Annotated in this window: 26 protein-coding genes; 15 read left to right on the forward strand and 11 right to left on the reverse strand. The window is 35.6% G+C overall.

Annotation, left to right across the window (positions count from 1 at the left end; genetic code table 11):
* Positions 1-155: 155 nt before the first annotated feature.
* Positions 156-494: a site-specific integrase gene (locus PAND9192_RS04085; RefSeq protein WP_087852646.1), complete on the reverse strand. Its 339-nt coding sequence runs from the start codon at positions 492-494 to the stop codon at positions 156-158.
* A gap of 218 nt (positions 495-712) precedes the next feature.
* Between PAND9192_RS04085 and PAND9192_RS04090 the strand changes: the two genes are divergently transcribed.
* The 5 genes from PAND9192_RS04090 to PAND9192_RS04110 all read left to right on the forward strand — a co-directional run bounded on the left by PAND9192_RS04090 (position 713) and on the right by PAND9192_RS04110 (position 4832).
* Positions 713-1252 (forward strand): hypothetical protein, encoded by a 540-nt coding sequence (locus PAND9192_RS04090; protein ID WP_087852647.1) that lies wholly within the window; start codon positions 713-715, stop codon positions 1250-1252.
* A 13-nt stretch (positions 1253-1265) separates the two neighbouring features.
* The gene (locus PAND9192_RS04095; RefSeq protein WP_144018076.1) at positions 1266-1652 is read left to right on the forward strand and encodes a hypothetical protein; all 387 of its coding nucleotides are present in this window, start codon (positions 1266-1268) and stop codon (positions 1650-1652) included.
* Complete coding sequence (locus tag PAND9192_RS04100; protein ID WP_087852649.1) at positions 1645-2313, forward strand: hypothetical protein; 669 nt, start codon at positions 1645-1647, stop codon at positions 2311-2313. The genes PAND9192_RS04095 and PAND9192_RS04100 overlap by 8 nt, the downstream gene beginning before the upstream one ends.
* Positions 2314-2389: 76 nt before the next feature.
* On the forward strand, positions 2390-3289 hold the full coding sequence (locus PAND9192_RS04105) for a viperin family antiviral radical SAM protein (protein ID WP_087852650.1): 900 nt from the start codon (positions 2390-2392) through the stop codon (positions 3287-3289).
* A 67-nt stretch (positions 3290-3356) separates the two neighbouring features.
* Positions 3357-4832, forward strand: coding sequence for a type II toxin-antitoxin system HicA family toxin (locus PAND9192_RS04110; RefSeq protein ID WP_087852651.1), 1476 nt, complete (start codon positions 3357-3359; stop codon positions 4830-4832).
* A gap of 91 nt (positions 4833-4923) precedes the next feature.
* Here PAND9192_RS04110 and PAND9192_RS04115 read toward each other — a convergent pair whose 3' ends face one another.
* Genes PAND9192_RS04115 through PAND9192_RS04135 form a run of 5 tightly spaced genes read right to left on the reverse strand, consistent with a single transcriptional unit; the run spans position 4924 to position 6692 of the window.
* Positions 4924-5364 carry a DUF1441 family protein gene (locus PAND9192_RS04115; protein ID WP_234998918.1) on the reverse strand — a complete coding sequence of 147 codons (441 nt, stop codon included), beginning with the start codon at positions 5362-5364 and terminating at the stop codon, positions 4924-4926.
* Positions 5365-5381: 17 nt separating this feature from the next.
* Positions 5382-5609 (reverse strand): Rz1-like lysis system protein LysC, encoded by a 228-nt coding sequence (lysC, locus tag PAND9192_RS04120; RefSeq protein ID WP_087852652.1) that lies wholly within the window; start codon positions 5607-5609, stop codon positions 5382-5384.
* Positions 5587-5976 (reverse strand): hypothetical protein, encoded by a 390-nt coding sequence (locus PAND9192_RS04125; protein WP_087852653.1) that lies wholly within the window; start codon positions 5974-5976, stop codon positions 5587-5589. Before PAND9192_RS04125 ends, lysC begins: the two co-directional genes overlap by 23 nt.
* Positions 5963-6499 carry a lysozyme gene (locus tag PAND9192_RS04130; protein ID WP_087852654.1) on the reverse strand — a complete coding sequence of 179 codons (537 nt, stop codon included), beginning with the start codon at positions 6497-6499 and terminating at the stop codon, positions 5963-5965. The genes PAND9192_RS04125 and PAND9192_RS04130 overlap by 14 nt, the downstream gene beginning before the upstream one ends.
* On the reverse strand, positions 6477-6692 hold the full coding sequence (locus PAND9192_RS04135; protein WP_087852655.1) for an HP1 family phage holin: 216 nt from the start codon (positions 6690-6692) through the stop codon (positions 6477-6479). Before PAND9192_RS04135 ends, PAND9192_RS04130 begins: the two co-directional genes overlap by 23 nt.
* A 384-nt stretch (positions 6693-7076) precedes the next feature.
* Between PAND9192_RS04135 and PAND9192_RS04140 the strand changes: the two genes are divergently transcribed.
* Complete coding sequence (locus tag PAND9192_RS04140) at positions 7077-10178, forward strand: NACHT domain-containing protein (RefSeq protein ID WP_087852656.1); 3102 nt, start codon at positions 7077-7079, stop codon at positions 10176-10178.
* 101 nt (positions 10179-10279) lie between these two features.
* Here the strand turns inward: PAND9192_RS04140 and PAND9192_RS04145 are convergent, their stop codons facing one another.
* Entirely contained in the window at positions 10280-10861 is a 582-nt protein-coding gene (locus PAND9192_RS04145; protein WP_087852657.1) for a hypothetical protein, read from the reverse strand.
* On the reverse strand, positions 10858-11046 hold the full coding sequence (locus tag PAND9192_RS04150) for a P-loop NTPase family protein (protein WP_234998920.1): 189 nt from the start codon (positions 11044-11046) through the stop codon (positions 10858-10860). The genes PAND9192_RS04145 and PAND9192_RS04150 overlap by 4 nt, the downstream gene beginning before the upstream one ends.
* 272 nt (positions 11047-11318) lie before the next feature.
* Here PAND9192_RS04150 and PAND9192_RS04155 point away from each other — a divergent pair, with 272 nt between their 5' ends.
* Positions 11319-11624: a helix-turn-helix transcriptional regulator gene (locus PAND9192_RS04155; protein WP_087852658.1), complete on the forward strand. Its 306-nt coding sequence runs from the start codon at positions 11319-11321 to the stop codon at positions 11622-11624.
* Positions 11625-11724: 100 nt separating this feature from the next.
* A complete protein-coding gene (locus PAND9192_RS04160) occupies positions 11725-12030 on the forward strand; it encodes a hypothetical protein (protein ID WP_087852659.1) in 306 nt (101 codons plus the stop codon).
* A gap of 183 nt (positions 12031-12213) precedes the next feature.
* On the opposite strand, the gene PAND9192_RS04165 is transcribed toward PAND9192_RS04160, so the two are convergent.
* The 3 genes from PAND9192_RS04165 to PAND9192_RS04175 form a co-directional block, all read right to left on the reverse strand.
* Entirely contained in the window at positions 12214-12795 is a 582-nt protein-coding gene (locus PAND9192_RS04165; protein WP_087852660.1) for a hypothetical protein, read from the reverse strand.
* The gene (locus PAND9192_RS04170) at positions 12795-14207 is read right to left on the reverse strand and encodes an AAA family ATPase (protein WP_159458199.1); all 1413 of its coding nucleotides are present in this window, start codon (positions 14205-14207) and stop codon (positions 12795-12797) included. The genes PAND9192_RS04165 and PAND9192_RS04170 overlap by 1 nt, the downstream gene beginning before the upstream one ends.
* A 211-nt stretch (positions 14208-14418) precedes the next feature.
* Positions 14419-14754 carry a tyrosine-type recombinase/integrase gene (locus tag PAND9192_RS04175; RefSeq protein WP_234998922.1) on the reverse strand — a complete coding sequence of 112 codons (336 nt, stop codon included), beginning with the start codon at positions 14752-14754 and terminating at the stop codon, positions 14419-14421.
* Positions 14755-14931: 177 nt separating this feature from the next.
* Between PAND9192_RS04175 and sbcB the strand changes: the two genes are divergently transcribed.
* The 7 genes from sbcB to purT all read left to right on the forward strand — a co-directional run bounded on the left by sbcB (position 14932) and on the right by purT (position 21642).
* Positions 14932-16353 carry an exodeoxyribonuclease I gene (gene sbcB / locus PAND9192_RS04180; RefSeq protein ID WP_087852662.1) on the forward strand — a complete coding sequence of 474 codons (1422 nt, stop codon included), beginning with the start codon at positions 14932-14934 and terminating at the stop codon, positions 16351-16353.
* A gap of 167 nt (positions 16354-16520) precedes the next feature.
* Positions 16521-17045: a hypothetical protein gene (locus PAND9192_RS04185; RefSeq protein ID WP_144018077.1), complete on the forward strand. Its 525-nt coding sequence runs from the start codon at positions 16521-16523 to the stop codon at positions 17043-17045.
* A gap of 117 nt (positions 17046-17162) precedes the next feature.
* Complete coding sequence (locus PAND9192_RS04190; protein WP_087819823.1) at positions 17163-17507, forward strand: CidA/LrgA family protein; 345 nt, start codon at positions 17163-17165, stop codon at positions 17505-17507.
* Positions 17504-18190 (forward strand): CidB/LrgB family autolysis modulator, encoded by a 687-nt coding sequence (locus PAND9192_RS04195; RefSeq protein ID WP_087852664.1) that lies wholly within the window; start codon positions 17504-17506, stop codon positions 18188-18190. The genes PAND9192_RS04190 and PAND9192_RS04195 overlap by 4 nt, the downstream gene beginning before the upstream one ends.
* 215 nt (positions 18191-18405) lie before the next feature.
* A complete protein-coding gene (cdd, locus tag PAND9192_RS04200) occupies positions 18406-19293 on the forward strand; it encodes a cytidine deaminase (RefSeq protein ID WP_087852665.1) in 888 nt (295 codons plus the stop codon).
* Positions 19294-19425: 132 nt separating this feature from the next.
* Positions 19426-20301 (forward strand): DMT family transporter, encoded by an 876-nt coding sequence (locus tag PAND9192_RS04205; RefSeq protein ID WP_087852666.1) that lies wholly within the window; start codon positions 19426-19428, stop codon positions 20299-20301.
* 165 nt (positions 20302-20466) lie between these two features.
* Positions 20467-21642 carry a formate-dependent phosphoribosylglycinamide formyltransferase gene (purT, locus tag PAND9192_RS04210; RefSeq protein WP_087852667.1) on the forward strand — a complete coding sequence of 392 codons (1176 nt, stop codon included), beginning with the start codon at positions 20467-20469 and terminating at the stop codon, positions 21640-21642.
* The last annotated feature ends 16 nt before the right edge of the window (positions 21643-21658 follow it).

A 21658-nucleotide genomic window follows, 5' to 3' on the forward strand; every position in this document is an offset into this window, starting at 1 on the left:
GCAGAACTTTCAACTGGGTTTTACTCAATTTTATTAAGCCAACTTGATAAGGAACTACACGTGCAGCTTCCATCAAATTTGCGTTGATTTATTCGTTTTTCGTACAAATCTGCATTCTTATTATCATCCGCTGAGGTTTATAATGAAAAGTGGCTTCAAGCCAGTCTGGATAAGGGTTTATCGATGATTGGATTTTGAATCGAGACAGGTGCTAGACAGGTACACCATCCTTTTTTAAGCCATTTATGGTACGTTTCTAACGCTTCTTTCTTCTGTAATTCCATATGTGTATGGATATAGGCTTGATCTAACTTATCTCGAGCATGGTTAAGCAAAGATTCACACACAATGTAATCAACCCCTAATTCAGCCCATATTGATCGTGCTCGCTTTCTAAGATCATGTGCACTCCATACTTTCTTTGATACTCCCCGCACCCATTCACTGGCTTTAGCACTGTGGATAGTGGATTGACCATGGTATGTTTTAATCATTTAGCAATAGAGAACACTGTTTTCAATAGGAAGAAATTAGCCATCATATAGTTCATTAAATAACCTTGCTCAACCTCGGCAGAATTAATAACACAGTTATGGCTGTCCTTTTTTCTTTATTCAGGTGGATAGTTGCATAAAAATATACACATATTATAAAAAGAGCATAAAATACAATTATACCAAATAGGTATTCCATTCTCTTGAATTAGGTTTTTATGCGATTTATCACAATAGCGGATACATATCTGCAACAAATTATTCATTGGTGTTTAAAAAAAGTGGCTACTATTTTTAGTATTCTCATAGCACTTTCTTTTATTGCTCTATTTTTTACTGAACCATTTGAATATGATGATGGGTTATTTGATGTTGATCGATTTGAAATTATTTCAATAATTTTATTCGTCATTTTGACATGGCGTTTCTTTAAAAAAGCAACGGTTTATGAATTTAAAACCTGGTACTCAATTAAACGATACTCTTTAATATTAACGCTTAATACACTTATTTCATTAGCCATTATGGGGGGTATTCTAATTATAAAATTAGATCAAACAGGGACATTAACAATGTCATTCCTTGATGAAATAAATGATATTAGTTTATTTTTCTGGTTTATTTCTATTTTTATCACAATATATTCATTTACCCCTCTTCCGAAAACTACTATTACTGCATGTCATAAAAAATCAAATACACAAGATAAAAAATCATCTATTGAAAACATAAACATCACCACTAATGAAGATAATTAAAATGATAAAACAAATGAAAATAACAAAATTATTCTGTGTATTGATATCTGTTTTTTTTATCATTCCAGCAAATGCAAAAACAAATTCATTTGGTACAAATGATGGTTATTTCCTAATCCAATCATGTAGAGAAGCGATTGAAATATTTGAAAACAAATCAGAAAAACGCTTTTTAGCTGCACAAATGACCTCAGTATCAGAGGCAATGAGAGCGGGATATTGTATCGGAGTATTAGAACAATATAATAAAGAAAATCATTATTGTTCATATGGCGATATTGATGTTAGAAGTTGGTATCAAATGGCTAAAATAATTGCTAATGAACCTTATTATAAAAATGGCAATACCTTTAATGTCTCATCATCAACTGTATTAAAAAAAGCTTATTGTTATGAATAATCAAATTACTATTCCTCAAGCTATCAAAAAGCTTTTTGATATAGAAGTTTCTAAAGAAAGTCCTTACCTAAAGGATAAAGCAAATTCTTTTGTCCGTAATAAGCTCATTAAAGTCGTTACGGAACAAAAAGTACAACGAAAAAGTGTTTACTTAAAAGATTCTCAACAACTTGATGTTCTCTACAACGCCCTACTGCTAAATGCATTTTATCCTGATCCTAAACATGTTCAACAAATATTCAACAATGAACAGTATAGAATAGAATGTGCAGAAACAATAAGATCCCTTTTTGGTCAGAGAAACAATCTTGCAGGACAAACATTAATATCAAATAACGTAAGTGCTTTAATTGAAGCACTTAAAAGTCAGTTGGATCTATTTTGTACCAGATTACCTAATCCATTTCATCAACTTCCCCAAATCGCTTTAGGAAAGAATACAGGGCTATTAAATTGCTTATTATTACAAGCATCAGCACTAGAGCCAATAGACAATGTACTCGTTTCTATAACCAATGGTGATTGGGAAAAAGCTCAACATTTAGCTATAACATTATCTGATGATGTCTCAGGCACATTACAACTAAAAAAAATGATCAATGATAAATTAAAAGAAGCTCAAGAGTTTGATGACCTCTTGGATTTTTTTAGCTTACGTTAAAAATATTTTTAAAAGCTCTTGTTAGTGCAATGCACTAGGTGATTATCCTGTTATCGAAAACAACAGAGATATACCAATGTCTATTCAAGAGCTAGTCATTAATTTTCACATGACCGAAACATGTAACTTCCGTTGCGAATATTGTTATGCCACCTGGGATGGTAATAATTCGCAACAGGAGTTACATCACTCATACAGCAATATCAAAGAGTTAGTTACAAAAACAGCTAATTATTTTCTTAATGATAATCCAATTAAACAAAAATTAGGCTATAAATCTGTACGCTTAAATTTTGCTGGCGGTGAACCCGTTATGCTTGGAAGTCGATTTATTAAAGCTGTCTTACTCGCTAAAAGTCTTGGATTAAATACATCATTAATTACAAATGGTCATTTACTCACTAATACTATGTTATCAAAAGTCAGTCCTCATCTAGATATGTTAGGAATTAGTTTTGACACTGCAGATCATTTATTAGCTGATAGTATTGGACGAGTAGATAGAAAAAAAGATTGGTTATCTCCTCAACGCCTTGAAGAAATTGTATTTCATTATCGTCAGTCCAATCCGTGCGGTATCGTAAAAATAAATACTGTTGTTAATAAATATAATTGGGAAGAAACCCTTACAGCGACAATAACAAAAATAATGCCAGATAAATGGAAAATACTACGTGTATTACCCGTTTACTCAGATAGCTTATGCGTAACACAACAACAATATAAACATTACATTACAAAACATCAGTCATTATCCAATATTATCGTTGCTGAAGATAATGATGATATGTGGCAGTCCTATTTAATGCTTAATCCAGAAGGTAAGTTTTATCAAAATAGTGGTCCATGTGAAGGCATAAAACAAAGCCCTTCTATATTAGACGTTAGTATTACAGATGCTCTTACTCATATTGAATTTAACCCTGACACTTTTGCAAAACGGTATAAAAGTAATATCGATTTTCAAGAGATCTAAGTTATATAAAATATTTAGCATTTCAACATATATATTAAAACACCTGTAGCATAAAGACGGATAAATAATGAACACAATCCCTAGTAAATTACGTAAAAAACATTTTGAAGAATTTAATAAACTAGAAGAAAAATTAAAAGAAAACAATGATTTTAATGAAATTCAAAAGAAAATTTATTTTAATAAAATAAGTACACCAACAACTATATTAACGAGAAGTAAAATATACAATTTAGACTTATGTTTAAAAAGAGCTATTGGTAATGAATATTTTAAAAAAATAAGATCTTTATTTAATAGAGCTATAAATTTGCATAACAATATTATAGCAGGCAGTATCGCGCCTATAGATGAGCCACTATGGCTTATGAACAATGACATTTGCAATCTTATTGATGATGCTTGTATTACATTATTCGAAATAGGGAAATTAATTGGTACCAATCAAAAAAATAAATCCTCATCACCAGTGGAGGCTCTTTTCTACTTACACTATCAAATATTAATCCCTATAGATAAATTTGTAGACATAAATTATGAGCAAACAAGATTGAGAGCTTTCTTTGGTGTTGCTATCGATCTGTTAGTTGGTGGATTTTGGTCAACATTTGGTTATCAATATTATAATAACAATATAGGGAAAATGGATATAAATAAGTTAAATATATCCGGATTACAAGAAAAAAACATGATCATAGAAAACTGGCAACTATATTTCATCGATAAATTTATAACATCAGAAATGGTTGTGGAAACATTAAACACTCAACTTAAATCAACATCAGAAAATTTAAAAATAAATAAACTGATAAAAAAAGAAATGATCAATGATATTTTCGAATTAATTCCACTATATATAAAAGGATGGTCGCCGAATAAACATGTTGAAAAATTAAATATAGCTGGAATTGATTTTTTTATGTACCTTTCATTCACAGCTGGTTGTCCTACTATTACACTATCTCCAAAGGAATTTGATGACAAAAACTTAATAGTGTCACATTTAACATTTAGATGGGTACCTGGAAACAATAAATTTTATTTTGTTAGCAATCCAATAATAGACAAAAGCAAAATGAACAATATAGAAGCAATATCATTAGATTTTGTTCACAAAACACTTATTGACTTATACATAAAAAGAAAAAAATCTTGGAATAAAGAAAAAGACAATACTGCATTTATATTTGAAACACACTCAGAAGAATTAGATGACAATGAAAAATTTAGTGAAAATTTATTCTTTATCCTCGAAGGGAATAATAATAACATTTCAACATGTCAAAAAATTAGAATACCATCAATTAAATTGTCACATTTTGTGAAAATAATGTTAGAGAAATTTCAAGCAAAAATATCTAATGGTAAAGGAAGTGAATTAAAAATATGGATTCCAGGTAAAAGTCATATTTATACTATTGGAAGACATTCAATAGATCGTCAAATGCCTGCAATCCTAATTAATTCAATTCTGACTAGACTTAATATCAATAAAGCAGAATGGCTTTCTACACTAAGATCGAAATATATTACTAATAAATAGTATACACACTATCCGCCATCAAATTTGATGGCGGCTAAAAATAATATGGCGATCTAACGCAATACAGCTTGTGATAACACAGAAGCATTACTTAAAAAAAATATAGGACATAACGATAATCAGTCCTAGATAATAGCGTAATAATGATCAGTTTTATAAAGGGAAAGTGATCGCTATCCTTGTCTTTAAAGCCTTTAACACTAGCAATACAGACAGCAATTTCATTTTCATAATCTTCTTTAGTGACACTCTCACCAGATTCCCGCATCAAAATCAGTTTTTCACGTTCACTTTGTACATACGCCCGTAACTCAGCTGCGGTTTTAAACCCCATTAAATCGGGTGCATCTGATTCTTTACGCGGTTGTTGGCATAGGTACGGCGCGACTTGCACCACATCATAAAGTGGCGTGTTGCCCTTATAAGCGACAGGAGAAACCCCTGCCGCTTTTAAGTTCTTACGAATGGTTGAACGATGTTTACCAAACTGTTCAAGTTCGGTGGTATTCCAAAAACGTTTTTCATTATTCATGGCACTCTCAATCGTGGTTATGGCTCTCCCTCTGTAATGGGTAACGCCGCACAGTGTGTTGGGTCGTTATAACAACGGCGTAGGTTTTCAATTTGTGCAGCACACAGCGAGAAATGGTGTAACCACACCGGATCACGTTTAGCAGCTTCACCCCAAGTCATCGGCGGTTTATAGAAAGGTTGTTTACAGCTAATCAAATACGCGGCAGGTGGTTTGATGTATTCAATGTTGTATTGAGTCACCACTTGCGGGCTTGGTGTAGTACAACCACTGACTAGCATTAGGGATAGGCAAATCAGCACACTTTTCATGAGCAATATCCTTATCGATTTGACGTTGTGCTTTTAACGCCCGTTGTTGCCATTGCTGACGTTGACGTTCGTTATGTTCAGCGGCTAATCGTTCTTGGTGAAATGCTTGCTCTAAACGGGTAATGGTAGATTGCATCGACTGATTAACGTCCACTAACTGCTTTGATTGGGTTTGTTGTTCCACAACCAGTGCTTGAGCCGCTTCCAGCTTTTGCACTGTCTGTGAATATCTCCATATCAACATCGATAACACCGTTAATAAACCAACCACCCCGATTAGCTTGAGCTTACTGATAGCCATACAAGCAAACCTTTTGCTCTGCTAAACGGCGTTTAACGATGCCAGCACAGTGACTGTCATTAAGCCGACAATCTTTACCATTCACATATACCCAGCGTGGAAACTCATTACAGGCTGCGGTTAATTGCCCTGCTTTAAGTTTCTTGAGATAGGTAGAACTGCGAAAGTTACCAGCCCCGAGGTTAAACACGAATGACACTGCCATATCGTATTGAGGGCCAGCAGGTAATGTCACTTGCCTATCAACCACCTTTTCTGCTGCGCTGATATCTTCAATGTACCAATCGGCAATGGTTTCGGTGGTCGCTTTATCTCCTTGTTTTACTCCTTTGGTATGGCCTAACCCTGCAGTCCAACGGTCAGCACTGCATTGATAAGCGGATGAGGAACACCCTTCTAAATTACTGATAAACGCTAATCCATCAGGGGTGGTTTTTAAGTCGTGATCGGTACCCGCTACAACCGCCAACACACTGGCGACCAAGCAGCCAATAACGCCACTAGTCTTCTTCAATTTGCTCATAGATTTTCTTCACCTCTGGATGGTTTTGCAGGGCTTTGAGGGTTCGATGTCGATAAAACCAGTTAATAAACGCGGTAAATACGGTGGCAAAAATAGAGATGAGCACCCCTATTTCGTTCTTGGAAAGACCAGAGGCTACACTGGTTAAACCAGCCCAAAGGTAGGCAAACCAGCTAATAACTTTCTCTCTCATAGGCGAATTTCAGACATAAAAAAACCGCCTCAAAGGACGGTTATGGATTTAATGGAATCCTAAAACGACAAAACCCCACCGAGTAGGTGAGGTTCTGCAATATAGAGATATTGCCAATACTTCAAATTAAGGTCAATACATAAGCTAAAATGTATATCCACATATAAGCTCTCACAGACAAATAAATGACTACTTTATAACCACTCGATTTAATGTATATAAAAGCGAAATATAGCGCTATAATATGCAACTATTTTTATTTGTAGTTTCTAGGTTGTTACATTTTAGCTACTGCGCCAACTTACATTGCGTATCCACATAAAAATGTTAAATAAAAGAAAAAACAACATATTTGAAATATACTTTAATTGAGCAAAATAATTCATGTTAAACATCTCTAATTTAGAATCGAAGCACAAGCTTTTATTCTTAATCTTCACTATCAGCATACTGGCTATTATTTCTACATTTATACTTGGTAGCGATATAAAAACAATATATATATTAACATTTTCTATAATATTCACTTACATAACTAAAGCAATATGGCTTCCTGATGGCTACGGTAAAAATAAAGTTAGATTATATAGCTTATTTATTGCTTTAATGGTGTTTACAAGTAGTAAAAACAATGTAATAACTAATATAATAAATTCAATAATAGTACCTAAAATCCCTAGTGATTGGTATATTTCTGAAATAATCAAAAACTACCCTAATATTTCATCCATCCCTATTTTAGTTTTTATGATTATCGTCATTTATATTGTTAATAGACATATGTCACCAGTAAATGTCATGGGAGAAAAACAAAATGATTTTGATAGAGATATTCCAGAACCTGAGTTTCATGAAAGGTTAAAAAATGCTATGGATGCATTAGCAGATGACATGCATAGTATAAATAAACAAACAAATTGGAGTGGCAGCTTTTTTACAAATTTAGATGCTGAGGTTTATATAAAAACCCGCTCAGGAAGAACAAAAAAAGTTTCAAACTTACTGAAGGCTTTAAAAAGAAAATCAGGAAGAGCTTTTCTAGTTCTAGGAGAACCAGGGTCAGGTAAAAGTGTCGCATTAAGAAAACTATCCGTTGATTTATTAAAAGAAGTAAACGCTGTAAATAAAATCCCTTTATATATTAATTTAAAAGAATGGAATAATACTAATTGGAGTGAAACATCACCACCAACTGAAGATGAATTATATGAATTTGTAAAAGACAATGTTGCGCGTAGAGATAGAGCTATAAGCATTTTTGTTGATCAGTATTTTGACCGTTTATATGAAAAAAGAAAACTTTTTTTTATATTTGACTCATTCGATGAAATACCTCAAGTAATGAATGTTGATGACAACAGTATGTTAATCGATCAACTATCAGCTGTTTTATATAAGTTCATAAAAGACAAAAACAATCAAACTGCAGGTATTGTTGCTTCAAGAAAATTTAGAAAACCAACAAATTCATTTAAAGCTTCATCTGAAATAGGAATTCGTCCGTTTAATGAAAAACAAGTAATAACATCTATAAAAAAAATGAGTGCTAACTCATCTGACTTAATTAATGATATCTTTTCTAAAAGAGTTGATTTATATCAAACAGCAAAAAATCCTTTTATGGCATCAATGATAGCAAAACATATTGAAATAAATAATAAATTACCAAGAAATCAATTGGAAATGTTTTCTGTTTTTATTGATGACGCTTTAACAACCTCACATAGGAAACTAAAAGAACTATCGCTATCTAAAGAAGATTTAATTTTACACTCTCAAAATATTGCTGTTAAAATGTTTTCTGATTATGGACTTGAAGCATCTGTTAGCAAGCTTAAACTTGATTTTCCCAATATAAATATTGATGCTGTAATTGACTGCTTAAAATTTGCAAGAATTGTACGAGCAAGTAGTATTGATGAAGGTCGTGTTAGTTTTGTACATAGACGATTTTGTGAATACTTCGTTGTTATTGATATATTAAAAAACAATTCAGAAATACCTTTTGCTGATATCCCTAGAGATAGTCAATGGCGTGATGCACTAGTGTTATATTGCGAAGTCGCCTCAAAAAAACAAGCGTCTGAAATTGCAAACAAATGCTGGGAAATAATAAAAAAAGATAATGGTAACGGTAACTTAGAATCAATACATTGTATGAGATTCTTACGAGATGCGTTTAAAGGACGCCATGAATGTTTAGCTGATTTTCAAGCAGAATTAGAACAATTTATCACTACAGAACTTGAGAAAAACAAACCTGTTTATTGGATTAAACTAGTTGTTGAATTATCATGCTTATCTAAAGTTGAAAAAATAGAAAATAACACTATTAAATCTCTTAAAACTGAAGATACATGGATATGTCAAACAGCAATAGAATCATGTCGAAATCTTCCATCCATATCTAATAAATTAGAATATGAATTATGTTCTTATATCAATAAAGAGTCCGATTACAAATTCCTTAAGAATTTCACTTCATATTTTTTTACCTTTGGAATATCAGAAGCATTTCATAAAATTAAATATTTTTTAATTATAAGGTCTATTGATCAATTACTACTATTGATTGTATTTATATACTCGTTAATAATTTACCCTCTTTTTACAAGTGTTTTATTTTCATTCTTTTTATTAATATCATCAACCAGTTATCTATTTACATACATATATCCAATAATCGAAAATAGAACAACCGATGAAAAAACAAAACTCAATTACTTTAAAAAAATCACAAATCAATTTAAAACAAACTTAAAAAACAAACATATAGAAAAAAAGATGAATAACATAGACGTATTCGATATTATTTACCACAACCTTAACTTAATTAAATTAACGTTATTATTTACACCTTTTATAATAGCCTACGCTTCATTCATATTTTATGTTAATAATACACATGTTAATATTGATAACACATCTTTGAATAACCTTTCTTTAATAATAAAATCACCAGAAAAATCAGATGTAATATTTTTAATATCATTATACATATACCTCTTATTTTCAATGCTAAAAATGAATTTAATAATAAAAAAACCAACATCAACAAAATCAATAAAGAATATAATATTGAGTATCTTACTCATATCTTTAATTATGTTTGCAGTTTTCCCAATGTTCATTCACTTTATTACAAATCAAATCCCAATGTTAAAGTATATAATGATGGCTTTCTATTCTTCCATATTAATAATATTAATTCCATTTACAATTCGATTTTTATCCTCATATTACAAATTAAATAAAAAGCTAAAGAAAATAAACATTAACAAATTAAAAACCAGATCTGACATCTATTACTGCATCAAATCATTAGAAAATCACTCTATCCTTTTAAATAAACTAATAGATAGAATTGAAATAAACATTCACCAAATATCCGGTGAATGGCCTGATAATTCAGTTCTAAACTTATCATCTGGTAAATATGCTTCAAGGTTATCACAATTAGATATGCGTTGGAGAGGAATTGAGTAAATAGTTAATATTCCAATATTATAAAAAGGCGATCATATATCGCCTTTTTACATAAAAAACGATTGCTTCTTTTAATACTGAAAATTACTCTCCCCCCCAAACTATAAGTATATTACTTCCCTTTCAACCTGCTCTTCCATTGCCACCACTGCCTCAGCCCTATTCTCAACCAACCACACTACCAGCTGATCCAACACTACTTTATAACGCTTAAAGCGGCTATAGGTTACAGGCAGAACTTGAGCAAAATACGCAAAGCGAGTTTCTTGTGTCCATACAATACGACCCGCTTTACAACACTGGCACTTACAACGATTACGGTTCTTATCCACCACAATGGCACTACCGTCACACTCTGGGCACACTTGGCCGTTCTGTTGAGTCGCTTCAGCAATCGCGGTCGCACATAACGCTGTTAATGCTTTTTCAGGATAAACCCCACGCCAATCTTCCATTAAGTGTAATGTTTCGCCTCTGGTCGCTATTTGTAGCTGTTTAAGTGCATGAACATCTCTTAGTCCTTCAACAAACAGTACCAACCACCCTACTGGCGATTCATGCCAACATAGACCGACTACCGCCAATTGTTCTTCTGCAGACAATAACGCTTTACCACCACCAGACTGAGGATCGTAGTTGATTCCTTTAATCGCAAATTTACTCAACAGGGTTTCAATTCTCATGCTGGTTGTGTTCCTTTGTTAATTCTAAAACTTGACCAATTAAACGTTACCCACTTACCGTCTTCCATAATGCGGTCGACAGCTGCGCGGCCTAAGGTTGTTATAAGTTCATCACTCTGAAGGTTGGTAATCACCCCTGTTGGTTTTTCTAGGGTATAACGTTCATCAATGATGCGGTTTATCATTACTCGCTCGTTATTGCTGTTGTGCTGAACGCCCAATTCATCTATCACCAGCAAATCGACATGACAACTAATGATCCATCGTATTCATGGTGAGATGGAACAAATCAAACAATCACTAGGTACTTGCCAACATTGTGGTGAGTAATTACAGGAAGGATGTGCAAAATTAAAGCCAGGAGGCTTATTTAAAGGTGATGCCCGTTGCTGGCACACCATGAATCGGGTTCGTCTTGCTAATTTTGTTAGTACAACATGCGAATAAGGAATCAAACATGTTCGATTACAACAGCTACCCTACTGTAAACATCTCATATACCACAGAAAACAGCTTAAACGTGACACCGTCACACTGTAAAAGTAAACAACAAAGCAACGACCGATATTCACCGCCACCAGCAAAAACTTATGCTGAACTTAACGAGCAATCAACACATCTTTTAATTAGTCACGTTGAAGTTTTAGAGATGTTTCAAATCACCAGTCGAGCAACTATTTATAAGTGGCGACAAACACGCGGCTTCCCTGAACCAATTACACTGATGCCTTTACGTTGGTTGCGTTCTGCGGTTGAAGAATAGAAAGATAATACCAGTCGGTTCGGAAAGCGGTTTTAGAAGCAAAGCGATCTTGGTAAGAGATCGCTTTGTTTGTTTTGGTAATAACACTCAGGGATAAATTATGGCGAGTATTAACTATGAACATTCATTAGATGAAAAAATCTTAGTTGTTTATGAACACGATTCCTTCGATGATATTCAAGAAGCATTATTAACCTGCTGCCTGCAATATCTAAATTGCACATTCAAAGTTTATTTTAATAACTACAGTCATGAGCTAACCCATGTTGGATTTGTAAAACTCAGCTATAACGACACTGATGCAATACATGTCATTCAGCATTTCACAGCTGATCATGAAGAGTTATCCAATCAATGGGACGCGGTTAAGTTTTATCAAGACCGATATCGCTTAAAGTCTGAATGATATTTTTAAGTAGCTTCGAACAGGAGGCTTACGTAAGCCAATGACTCTTATGCCCTTACGTTGGTTACGTTCTGCTATTGAAGAATGGCAAGATAATACCAGTCGGTTTGGAAAGCGGTTTTAGAAGCAAAGCGATCTTGGTGAGAGATCACTTTGTTTTTGTTAATACGAAATAAAGCAAGGTTAAAATAGAGCTCTTACATCTTGTATATTAACTCTGGCACAAATTTCTTTAGGAATACTACTACGTAAAGTACCTTTTAAATGATCTAGAAATTTGATGATATCACCTGTTTTATTGCCTAAAATAGAAGGGTCGATAGGTGGTACGACAACAACATATGTAGGCTTTACGTCAAAAGTAACAGGAATATTAGTAATTTTCGAACGCATGTTTGCATTAATTAATGAAGTATCATTAAATTTTTTTACTAACTCATGCTGTATCTCTGCTCGAATTTTTTTTCGTATTTTTACTAGCTCTTTTTTCGTAACACTTCCATCATCAGAACCTTTAAGGCCATCAGAAATTCTTGTTAAAGACATATGTTGGTCTGGAAGATTTGAAAACTCGTAGAACAAGAATGTATTTTTTTCAGTATTTTCATAAAAATAGTCAACAGACTTCAGCTCACAAAGGCTACAAAAAGGTTTTATCCCAGCAGTACCATCAACTTTAAAGCCTTTGAGTTTAACTTGCTCTTTAATATGATTAAACTCATGATCCATATCTTCTAAGAATGTTGTTATGCATATGATCGACATCACCAACTCCCTTCCATAAACATATCAACATAAGAACTATTAAGGTCTGATTTAATTGCAGAAAGCTTTTCAAGTGGGTCCAATTCATCATTAACTGAATAACCTTCTTTTGACATTTGAGTAACAGCAAAATGCGCATTTATTTCATTATCATCTAAATCTTCCATAATGTTTTCAATGTATTTCATCATATCTACACTATGACTGGCCATAACAATATTAATACCACTCCTGCTGAGTCTATACAGAACATCAATTAGTACTCTTTGCCAAGCAGGATGGAGATTAACTTCAGGCTCATCGACAAAAATAAAACTACCTCTCGCTATTACATTTTGTTTAAGCAGTAAACCAATTAAGCCTAGATTTGTTATACCTGAAGCTGTTAAGTTTATATTGATATTTCTTTTTGTCGCACTGTCCTTAAAACATAGTTCACCAGAATCTAGAAGATCTAATTCACCACCAATTAATGTAGTAATATCATTATAAAGCTCATAGTTTTCCGAAGAATTTTCATTAGATTTATATTTTGTTTCAACTAATTTAACTAAATCTAAAAAATACTTAGGCACACCAGTTAAATGGTTACTTTTATAGAAATACTTTTTGTAAAATCTGTTGGAAATACTCATAGTACTATTCAAAAGAGTTTTTCTAAGCTTCCAGTAAACAGGTGACTCCAAGAAAACAACATTATTAAGCGTTTCTAATTCTTTTGTTTTACTTATATCAAAAGAGACTGTTACTTTATCCTTATCAATTTCAACTTTACCAACGTCTTTAAAATTAAATTTAACTAAGTCAGTTGAATTAGACTCATAATTTTTCAGTTCTAGCAAATCAACTACTTGGAAATTCTCTTGAAAATCGTTTTTTAAAGCAACGCTAAGCGTTTCAGAAAATAAGCCTTCAGGGGAATTAATATACTTAGAAAACTGGACTAAAGCCTCTCTAATTGCAATTAATGATGTTTTGTAATCGTCATATTTTTTAATTTTTTCAATTTCTAAAAAAGCGATATTGCAGTTTCTAACAGCTTCATAAATACTCTCATTAACTAATTTATGTCGCGCTACATCAGAAAGAGATGAATCACTCCTTAAAAAAGCCACTGTTTGCTCAAGTTTACACACTGAGTCTAGAAGTATTTTATGATTTACCTTAACTTGTTTATTTGGAGCTACTAGCTCAAACTCAGAAGCACTAGTCATATGTAATAATCGAAGAATCAATTTTTCCCCGATGTTTTGCAGTGAATTATCAGCCATCGAATTAAAAATACTGTATAGGCTTCGAGTAATGAAGCTTTTTCCAGAAGAATTCGAGCCACCAATGACGGTAAAAGGAGCAATAGCAACAGATGCGTGAGATATCTTGCCACAATTTTTTATTTCGATGTCTAATTTCATATATTTGTGATTATTAAAATATTTTCGCATTTATATCATAGTAAATATAACACTGACACTATAGTTTAGTGATCAAGTTCGCTATTAGTTATTTACGTTTCAAAAAAAGGTTTTTTGTATACATTTAAGGCAGGATTAAGCCCTAAATTTACTTATAAAAATACAATTTATTATTCTATTCCGCTTCAAACAACCTCACTTAACACTGAATTCAACACAAATAACTATCCAGCTTCTCAGCATAAAGCTCATACCCTTCTAACTGGTCTTTTAACCAATCATGTTTGTTATAAACCGCTAATACCCCACCAAGCTCATGGCCAAGCATTTTCTCAACTACATGTGGCATTACGCCCAATTCTGATGCGCCTGTGGATAATGAGCGTCTAAAATCATGGGTACGCCAATCTTCAATCGGTAAACCATCTCTAATACGACGGATATAACGGTTCGCTGCTGAAATGGTTATTGGTTTATCAAGGCTGATAGTAGATTCCCTATCGCCCTCGCGGGCATTCACTGTAGGGAATGACGGGGAGTTGGGCATTCACTATAGGGAATGACGAACTGGAAGGCTTTATTTTCCCTAAAAACTTGCCTCTATTAGGTTAGTTACGGGATACTTAGCCTTATAACGTATTGCTTTAAGATAATATTAAGTTGTGATGCAGCGTGTCATTGATTGCAGTAACTTAATATTGAGCCAACGGCTTTTGGGAAAACTATGAAAAAAACCAACGAACCAACATTATACTGGATTGATTACGAAACCTTTGGTGCTAGTCCAGCAAATGATCGCCCTTGCCAGTTTGCAGGGGTGCGTACCGATATGGAGATGAACATTATCGGTGAGCCTTTGGTGATCTATTGTAAGCCACCAGCCGATTACCTTCCCTCTCCTGAAGCCTGTTTAATTACGGGTATCACGCCCCAAGAAGCGATGGAGAAAGGTTTATCAGAGCCTGAGTTTATTGCGCAAATTCATGCTGAGCTATCAAAGCCGAATACCTGCGTGATTGGTTACAACAATGTTCGCTTTGATGATGAAGTAACCCGTTATACGTTATACCGTAACTTTTATGATCCTTACGGTTGGGCATGGCAAAATGGTAACTCGCGCTGGGATCTATTAGACATTATGCGTACCTGTTATGCATTGCGTCCTGATGGGCTTAACTGGCCGACTGACGATGAAGGCCGTCCGAGCTTTAAGCTTGAGAAACTCTCAATTGCTAATGGTATTGAACACGCCAATGCCCATGATGCAATGGCTGATGTGTATGCCACTATTGAGCTGGCAAAGATTTTAAAACAAAACCAACCTAAGCTGTTTGACTACTTGTTTAACTTGCGCAATAAGCGTCAATTGCAAAACTTGATTGATATTGTCGAGCTAACGCCATTAGTGCATATCTCAGGTATGTTTGGTACTGAATGCGGTAATACTAGCTGGATTGTGCCGCTGGCATGGCATCCTGATAATAAAAATGCGGTGATCTGCGTTAACCTTGCCCAAGATCCAACCCCATTAATTGAGCTTGATGCCGAGCAACTGCGTGAGCGTTTATACACTAAGCGAATCGATCTTGGGCCTGATGAACTGCCTGTGCCAATCAAAGAAGTGCATTTAAATAAATGCCCTGTGCTTGCGCCTGCAAAAACTCTTAAAGCTGAAGATGCGGCTCGATTAGGTATTGATCGCGAGTTATGTCTTAAACATTTAGCGTTATTAAAGCAACACCCTGAAGTTCGCGAAAAGCTGGTTGAAATGTTCAGTGTTAAACGTGAATACGCTAATAATGGCAACGTTGATACCATGCTTTACGACGGCTTCTTCTCGACAGCTGATCGTTCGACGATGGATATTATTCGTGAAACCGCAGTTGATTCATTAGCTACCTTGGAAATCAATGTCGATGACGAGCGTATTAAGCCGCTATTGTTCCGCTATCGTGCGCGTAATTATCCTTTAACGCTAACCTATCAAGAACAACAACGTTGGAAGCACCATTGCCAAGATTTCTTTGAAGAGAACATGGGCAAATATATGGAAAATTTTGAAGCGGTAGCGCTTGATTGCCAGTCTAATGAACACAAAATGAAGATCATGAAATCGCTCTATGATTATATTAATAAGTTGATGTAATTCATTATCTTATAATTATCTAGAGTCAATTAAGCCTGTCATATTACTATTATGACAGGCTTTTTTATTATTAATAAGAATCGCAATTTGATGATTATCGTTATTAGGTTAACACTTAATGCTATCAAGTAATGTTGTGTTTGAGGCGTTTATAGATGGGTGGAATAATGACGACGAAAACAGCAACAAAGTGTTATCGCTTTGAAGGTATTGATTTCATTCCTGAAAATAGGCTCCTTCGCTGGCATGATAATCAACAAACCCTATTAACTGACGACGAATCACGCTTTTTAGCCTCTCTGTGTTATCTTGCGGGTGAAGTGGTTAGCACCGAATCAATATACCGTTATACCTTTACCTACCCCAATGCCTATGAAGAAAGCGGTGATCACCAATACGATCTCAATGTTCTATTGCTATCACTGTCAAAAAAATTACTCCGCAACGGTAAAATGGCAATACCTATTTATATTATTCCAAGTTATGGCTTTCGAGTATCGTTACCAAATACCACAGCCGTCCGCAACGAAACATCGGTCTTAAAATCTGCTTCTCCTTGGCCCATTATCAGTAATAAAAAGCAAAAAAATCCTTTACATCAAGCAGTTAACATAAAATACACTATCATTACAACAGTTATGATAATTACCTTTATACTACTGTTTGGCTGGTGGATTATGACAACTCAATAACATTTGTGCTTGTTTTATAAACCAAAACAAATATAGTTCATTAATCGAAAAAAATTAGTGTGACAATCGTCATGTTTATTTGTATGATAAATGAAATATTTTAGAGTTGTAATCCCTATGAATTATATACGCTCATTTGCTATCGTTATGATTTGTTTCTTTTTAGGACAAGCCATTCAACACTATTCTGGATTACCCGTTCCAGGCAGTATCATCGGTTTATTTATCCTCTTTTTCGGCCTTGTCACTGGCATTTGCCGTGCTGAGTGGGTAGAAAGTACCTGTAATTTATTAATTAAACACATGGCATTGTTATTTGTGCCAGTCGGTGTTGGTTTAATGAATTACTTAGGGGTAATTAAAGACAATGCGGCAATCATTTTTGCCAGTACCCTTGGTAGCACCATTATTGTATTAATAGTGATCGGCTTGGCGGTACACCATAAGGAAAAAGACTCATGATCTGGTTAGTAGCAACCTTAGTGTGCTTCTATTCTGCACGCTATTTAGCAATGAAAATAAAAAGCCCTTTTTTCAATCCCCTTTTAATCACCCTTATTGTGATGATCGTTGCGCTGAAATGGTTAGCAGTACCTTACCAAACCTATTTTGCACAAAATGAAGTCATTAACTATTTATTGGGTCCTGCGGTTGTGGCGTTGGCGTTTCCGTTATACCAACAAATTGGTTTAATTCGCAGTAAGTGGAAAACGATTTTAACCTCATGTTTTGTTGGTAGCGTACTGTCGATGACATTTGGTACTGCGATTGCGTTTTCTATGGGTGCTGATGCGCAACTAGCGGCGAGTATTTTACCTAAATCAATCACAACGCCACTAGCAATGGCTGCTTCTCAACAGATTGGTGGTATTCCTGCGATCACCTCTGCAATGGTAATTATTGTCGGCTTATTTGGTGCGGTATTAGGCTATCCAATCATGAAACTGTTTCGCGTTAAGCATCCTTTAGCAAAAGGCTTATCGATTGGTACGGTTTCCCATGCATTAGGTACAGCAAAAGCGGTGGAAGAAAACTATCAAGAAGGTGCATTTAGCTCATTAGCTTTAGTGATTTGCGGCATTATGACAACCTTATTAGCGCCGTTAATGTTCCCATTGTTATTGCGCTTGTTTGGTCATGCTTGATTGCACTATGCGCAACTGAGCACAAATTGATCAATGCGATTAAATATTGCTAAGTTATTGAAATATTGTATTGTTGATTGCAATAACAAGTGTGACGCCACTCTCACAAATGTAATGGGTGTAATGACAAAGCTAACAATGTGATCAAGATCACTTCTAATGGAATATGATTCACATAGAATGTTTTGCCATCAACAATGAAGGAGTAACACCCAATGCACGCACGTGTTATAAAAGCATTAAGCTTATTACCTGCTGAATTGGCGTCAGCTTTAAAGCCTATTATTGAAGCTTCAGATTTCGATTCCACGATCAGTCCTGAGCAATTCGAACTTTTATTATCAACGACTCAAATGACTGATACTGAACTTCGCTTGGCTCTCCTTCCTATTGCTGCTTCTTATGCTGTTGTGCCTATTTCTAATTTCTATGTTGGTGCGATAGTGCGTGGCACATCTGGTCGCCTATATTTCGGTGCCAACATGGAATTTGAAAACGCGAGTATGGGTTGTACCATTCACGCCGAGCAATCTGCGATCAGCCATGCATGGATCAAAGGTGAAGCAGGCATTAAAGATGTCACTATCAATTACAGCCCATGTGGCCACTGTCGTCAGTTCATGAATGAATTAACCTCAGCTAAAGATATGATCATTCAACTGCCGCAACGTGAACCAATGACATTACAGCAATATTTACCTGATTCATTTGGTCCACTTGATTTAGGCATTGAAGATGGCTTATTAAGTGACATCGATAATGGTATTGATATCGAAGAAGATGCAGCGTTGGTTGTTACTGCTTGTAAAGCGGCAAACCGTTCACACGCACCTTATTCTAAAAACTTCAGTGGCGTAGCTTTAAAAGCACAAGATGGTCGTATTTTTGAAGGTATGTATGCAGAAAACGCAGCATTTAATCCAAGCCTGCCACCGCTGCAAGTTGCTTTGATTAATATGAACATGTCTAACTACCCGCTTTCTGAAATTGTTGAAGCGGCGTTAGTCGAAAGTGCTGAAAGCAAAATAAGCCAACTTGCACGAACTCAAGCATTATTAGAAGCACTGAATCCAGATGTGCAACTAACCTATGTTGCTTATTAAGCTGATAATTGTTTAAAAAATACTAAAAAACCGCCTTCATGGCGGTTTTTTATTAACTAAACTTGAACAATGTTGGCTATCAAACATCAAAAGCGTATCATCTTGCCACCTTATTATTAGAAGCCAATGTCAATGTCTCAAACACATAATCCTTTGCAAGGCGCAGCATGGATGCTTACCGCAGGGCTCGCGTTCGCTATCGTGAACAGTTTAGCCCAGTACCTTAGTATCAAAATGGGTGTTCCTTCAACCTCTGTTGCTTTGATCCAATATTTCATTGCGCTGATCGCGATGCTCCCTTGGTTGCGTACGCTTGGTATTCGTCAATCGCTTCGAACAAATCACTTTTGGCTACACTGTTTACGGGTGTTTTTTGCGGTTATTGGTATTCAATTATGGTTATGGGCCTTGGCCTACCCAGTACCTATTTGGCAAGGCATTGCGTTGCTGATGATTTCACCGCTATTTGCCACTATCGGTTCAGGGCTAATTCTAAAAGAAAAAGTAGGTAAAGCACGCTGGTTTGCTACCTTAGCCGGATTTGCCGGCGCGATGATTATTCTTGAGCCATGGTCTGAAGATTTTAATATCGCGACCTTGTTGCCTGTTGGCGCAGCATTCTTCTGGGCTGCTTATTCTTTAATGGTGAAAAAGCAATCAAGTCACGAATCGCCAACCACTATCGTGATGTATCTACTTATTTTAATGACACCATTTAACCTTCTTTTAGCCGCGCCTGATTTTACTATGCCAACAGTGAGCTTTAGCTGGTGGTTATTAATTCTAGCCGGTCTCCTTACGGGCTTAGCACAATGGGCAATTGCAAAAGCTTACGCAGTGGCTGATGCTTCTTTTGTACAACCATTTGACCATGCCAAATTACCGCTAAACGTATTAGGTGGCTGGCTGGTATTTGGCTGGGCGCCTCCTGGTCGGCTCTGGCTTGGTGCGGCGATTATTATTCTCTCGGTTGCTTTTATCACTCACTGGGAAAATCGTAAAAAATAACCTTTTTAAAACCGCTTACAATAAGCGGTTTTTTTTATTCTTTTTTTTTATTCATAGCTATGCTCAAGCCTTAACCAGATCAAAAGCAAACGATTGCGCAAAGATAAAAATAAGGTATTATTGGTTTCAGATTTCACCTTTAATGATTAATCGTAAGGAATATCAATGTTTGGTACAGCTACTTGTTCTGATGCAACCCGTGTATTACTACTTGGTTCTGGTGAGCTAGGTAAAGAAGTTGCTATTGAGTGTCAGCGCCTTGGGCTTGAAGTCATTGCCGTTGATCGTTATGAGAACGCACCAGCAATGCAGGTTGCCCACCGTAGCCATGTGATTGATATGCTAGATGGTGATGCACTAAAACGCATTATTACACTAGAAAAACCCCATTTTGTGGTGCCTGAAATTGAAGCGATTGCAACTGATACTTTGGTTGAACTTGAAAGCCAAGGTGTCAATGTTGTACCAACAGCTAATGCGACCAAACTAACCATGAACCGTGAAGGTATTCGTCGTTTAGCCGCTGAAACATTGGCTATTCCAACCTCCCCTTACGAATTCTCAGATCAATTCGCGGATTTTGAAGCCTCTGTTCACCGCGTTGGGATGCCATGCGTAGTTAAACCTATCATGAGCTCATCAGGTAAAGGTCAGAGCGTGATCAAAACTGCAGCCGATATTGAGTCAGCATGGCATTATGCGCAAGAAGGCGGCCGTGCAGGCGCTGGCCGTGTAATTGTGGAAGGCTTTGTTGATTTTGATTATGAAATTACGTTGTTAACCGTACGTGCTGTTGATGGTGTCCATTTCTGTGCACCAATCGGCCATCGCCAGCAAGATGGTGATTACCGTGAGTCATGGCAGCCACAACAAATGTCTGCTGCTGCTCTAAAAGCAGCTGAGGACGTTGCTCAGAAGGTTGTGAACGAATTAGGTGGTTACGGTTTGTTTGGTGTCGAACTGTTTGTTAAAGGCGATACTGTGCTATTTAGTGAAGTTTCTCCGCGTCCACACGATACCGGTATGGTGACCCTTATTTCTCAACAGCTGTCTGAGTTCGCACTCCATGTTCGTGCTTTCTTAGGCTTGCCAATTGAGCAAATTACTCACTATGGCGCATCAGCTTCAGCGGTTATTCTTGCTGAAGGTGTATCGACCAATATTCGTTTTGATAACCTTGCTGCGGCGTTATCACGCCCACAAACACAAGTGCGACTTTTTGGTAAGCCTGAAATCGATGGTCGTCGTCGCTTAGGAGTTGCGCTCACTCGCCGTGATGACATTGATACTGCCGTCACTGATGCCATTGCTACTGCAGCAGACGTTAAGGTCATTATGTAGCCTTAGCGGCGCAATA

This window comes from Photobacterium andalusiense, assembly GCF_900185625.1.
GTDB lineage: Bacteria > Pseudomonadota > Gammaproteobacteria > Enterobacterales > Vibrionaceae > Photobacterium > Photobacterium aquimaris.

Bases quoted from the DNA above. Each gene is read 5' to 3' on its own strand.
- PAND9192_RS04085 (WP_087852646.1), bottom strand. From the start codon at position 494: ATGATTAAAACATACCATGGTCAATCCACTATCCACAGTGCTAAAGCC.
- PAND9192_RS04090 (WP_087852647.1), top strand. From the start codon at position 713: ATGCGATTTATCACAATAGCGGATACATATCTGCAACAAATTATTCAT.
- PAND9192_RS04095 (WP_144018076.1), top strand. From the start codon at position 1,266: ATGAAAATAACAAAATTATTCTGTGTATTGATATCTGTTTTTTTTATC.
- PAND9192_RS04100 (WP_087852649.1), top strand. From the start codon at position 1,645: ATGAATAATCAAATTACTATTCCTCAAGCTATCAAAAAGCTTTTTGAT.
- PAND9192_RS04105 (WP_087852650.1), top strand. From the start codon at position 2,390: ATGTCTATTCAAGAGCTAGTCATTAATTTTCACATGACCGAAACATGT.
- PAND9192_RS04110 (WP_087852651.1), top strand. From the start codon at position 3,357: ATGAACACAATCCCTAGTAAATTACGTAAAAAACATTTTGAAGAATTT.
- PAND9192_RS04115 (WP_234998918.1), bottom strand. From the start codon at position 5,364: ATGAATAATGAAAAACGTTTTTGGAATACCACCGAACTTGAACAGTTT.
- PAND9192_RS04125 (WP_087852653.1), bottom strand. From the start codon at position 5,976: ATGGCTATCAGTAAGCTCAAGCTAATCGGGGTGGTTGGTTTATTAACG.
- PAND9192_RS04130 (WP_087852654.1), bottom strand. From the start codon at position 6,499: ATGAGCAAATTGAAGAAGACTAGTGGCGTTATTGGCTGCTTGGTCGCC.
- PAND9192_RS04135 (WP_087852655.1), bottom strand. From the start codon at position 6,692: ATGAGAGAGAAAGTTATTAGCTGGTTTGCCTACCTTTGGGCTGGTTTA.
- PAND9192_RS04140 (WP_087852656.1), top strand. From the start codon at position 7,077: ATGTTAAACATCTCTAATTTAGAATCGAAGCACAAGCTTTTATTCTTA.
- PAND9192_RS04145 (WP_087852657.1), bottom strand. From the start codon at position 10,861: ATGAGAATTGAAACCCTGTTGAGTAAATTTGCGATTAAAGGAATCAAC.
- PAND9192_RS04150 (WP_234998920.1), bottom strand. From the start codon at position 11,046: ATGATAAACCGCATCATTGATGAACGTTATACCCTAGAAAAACCAACA.
- PAND9192_RS04155 (WP_087852658.1), top strand. From the start codon at position 11,319: ATGTTCGATTACAACAGCTACCCTACTGTAAACATCTCATATACCACA.
- PAND9192_RS04160 (WP_087852659.1), top strand. From the start codon at position 11,725: ATGGCGAGTATTAACTATGAACATTCATTAGATGAAAAAATCTTAGTT.
- PAND9192_RS04165 (WP_087852660.1), bottom strand. From the start codon at position 12,795: ATGTCGATCATATGCATAACAACATTCTTAGAAGATATGGATCATGAG.
- PAND9192_RS04170 (WP_159458199.1), bottom strand. From the start codon at position 14,207: ATGAAATTAGACATCGAAATAAAAAATTGTGGCAAGATATCTCACGCA.
- PAND9192_RS04175 (WP_234998922.1), bottom strand. From the start codon at position 14,754: ATGCCCAACTCCCCGTCATTCCCTACAGTGAATGCCCGCGAGGGCGAT.
- sbcB (WP_087852662.1), top strand. From the start codon at position 14,932: ATGAAAAAAACCAACGAACCAACATTATACTGGATTGATTACGAAACC.
- PAND9192_RS04185 (WP_144018077.1), top strand. From the start codon at position 16,521: ATGACGACGAAAACAGCAACAAAGTGTTATCGCTTTGAAGGTATTGAT.
- PAND9192_RS04190 (WP_087819823.1), top strand. From the start codon at position 17,163: ATGAATTATATACGCTCATTTGCTATCGTTATGATTTGTTTCTTTTTA.
- PAND9192_RS04195 (WP_087852664.1), top strand. From the start codon at position 17,504: ATGATCTGGTTAGTAGCAACCTTAGTGTGCTTCTATTCTGCACGCTAT.
- cdd (WP_087852665.1), top strand. From the start codon at position 18,406: ATGCACGCACGTGTTATAAAAGCATTAAGCTTATTACCTGCTGAATTG.
- PAND9192_RS04205 (WP_087852666.1), top strand. From the start codon at position 19,426: ATGTCTCAAACACATAATCCTTTGCAAGGCGCAGCATGGATGCTTACC.
- purT (WP_087852667.1), top strand. From the start codon at position 20,467: ATGTTTGGTACAGCTACTTGTTCTGATGCAACCCGTGTATTACTACTT.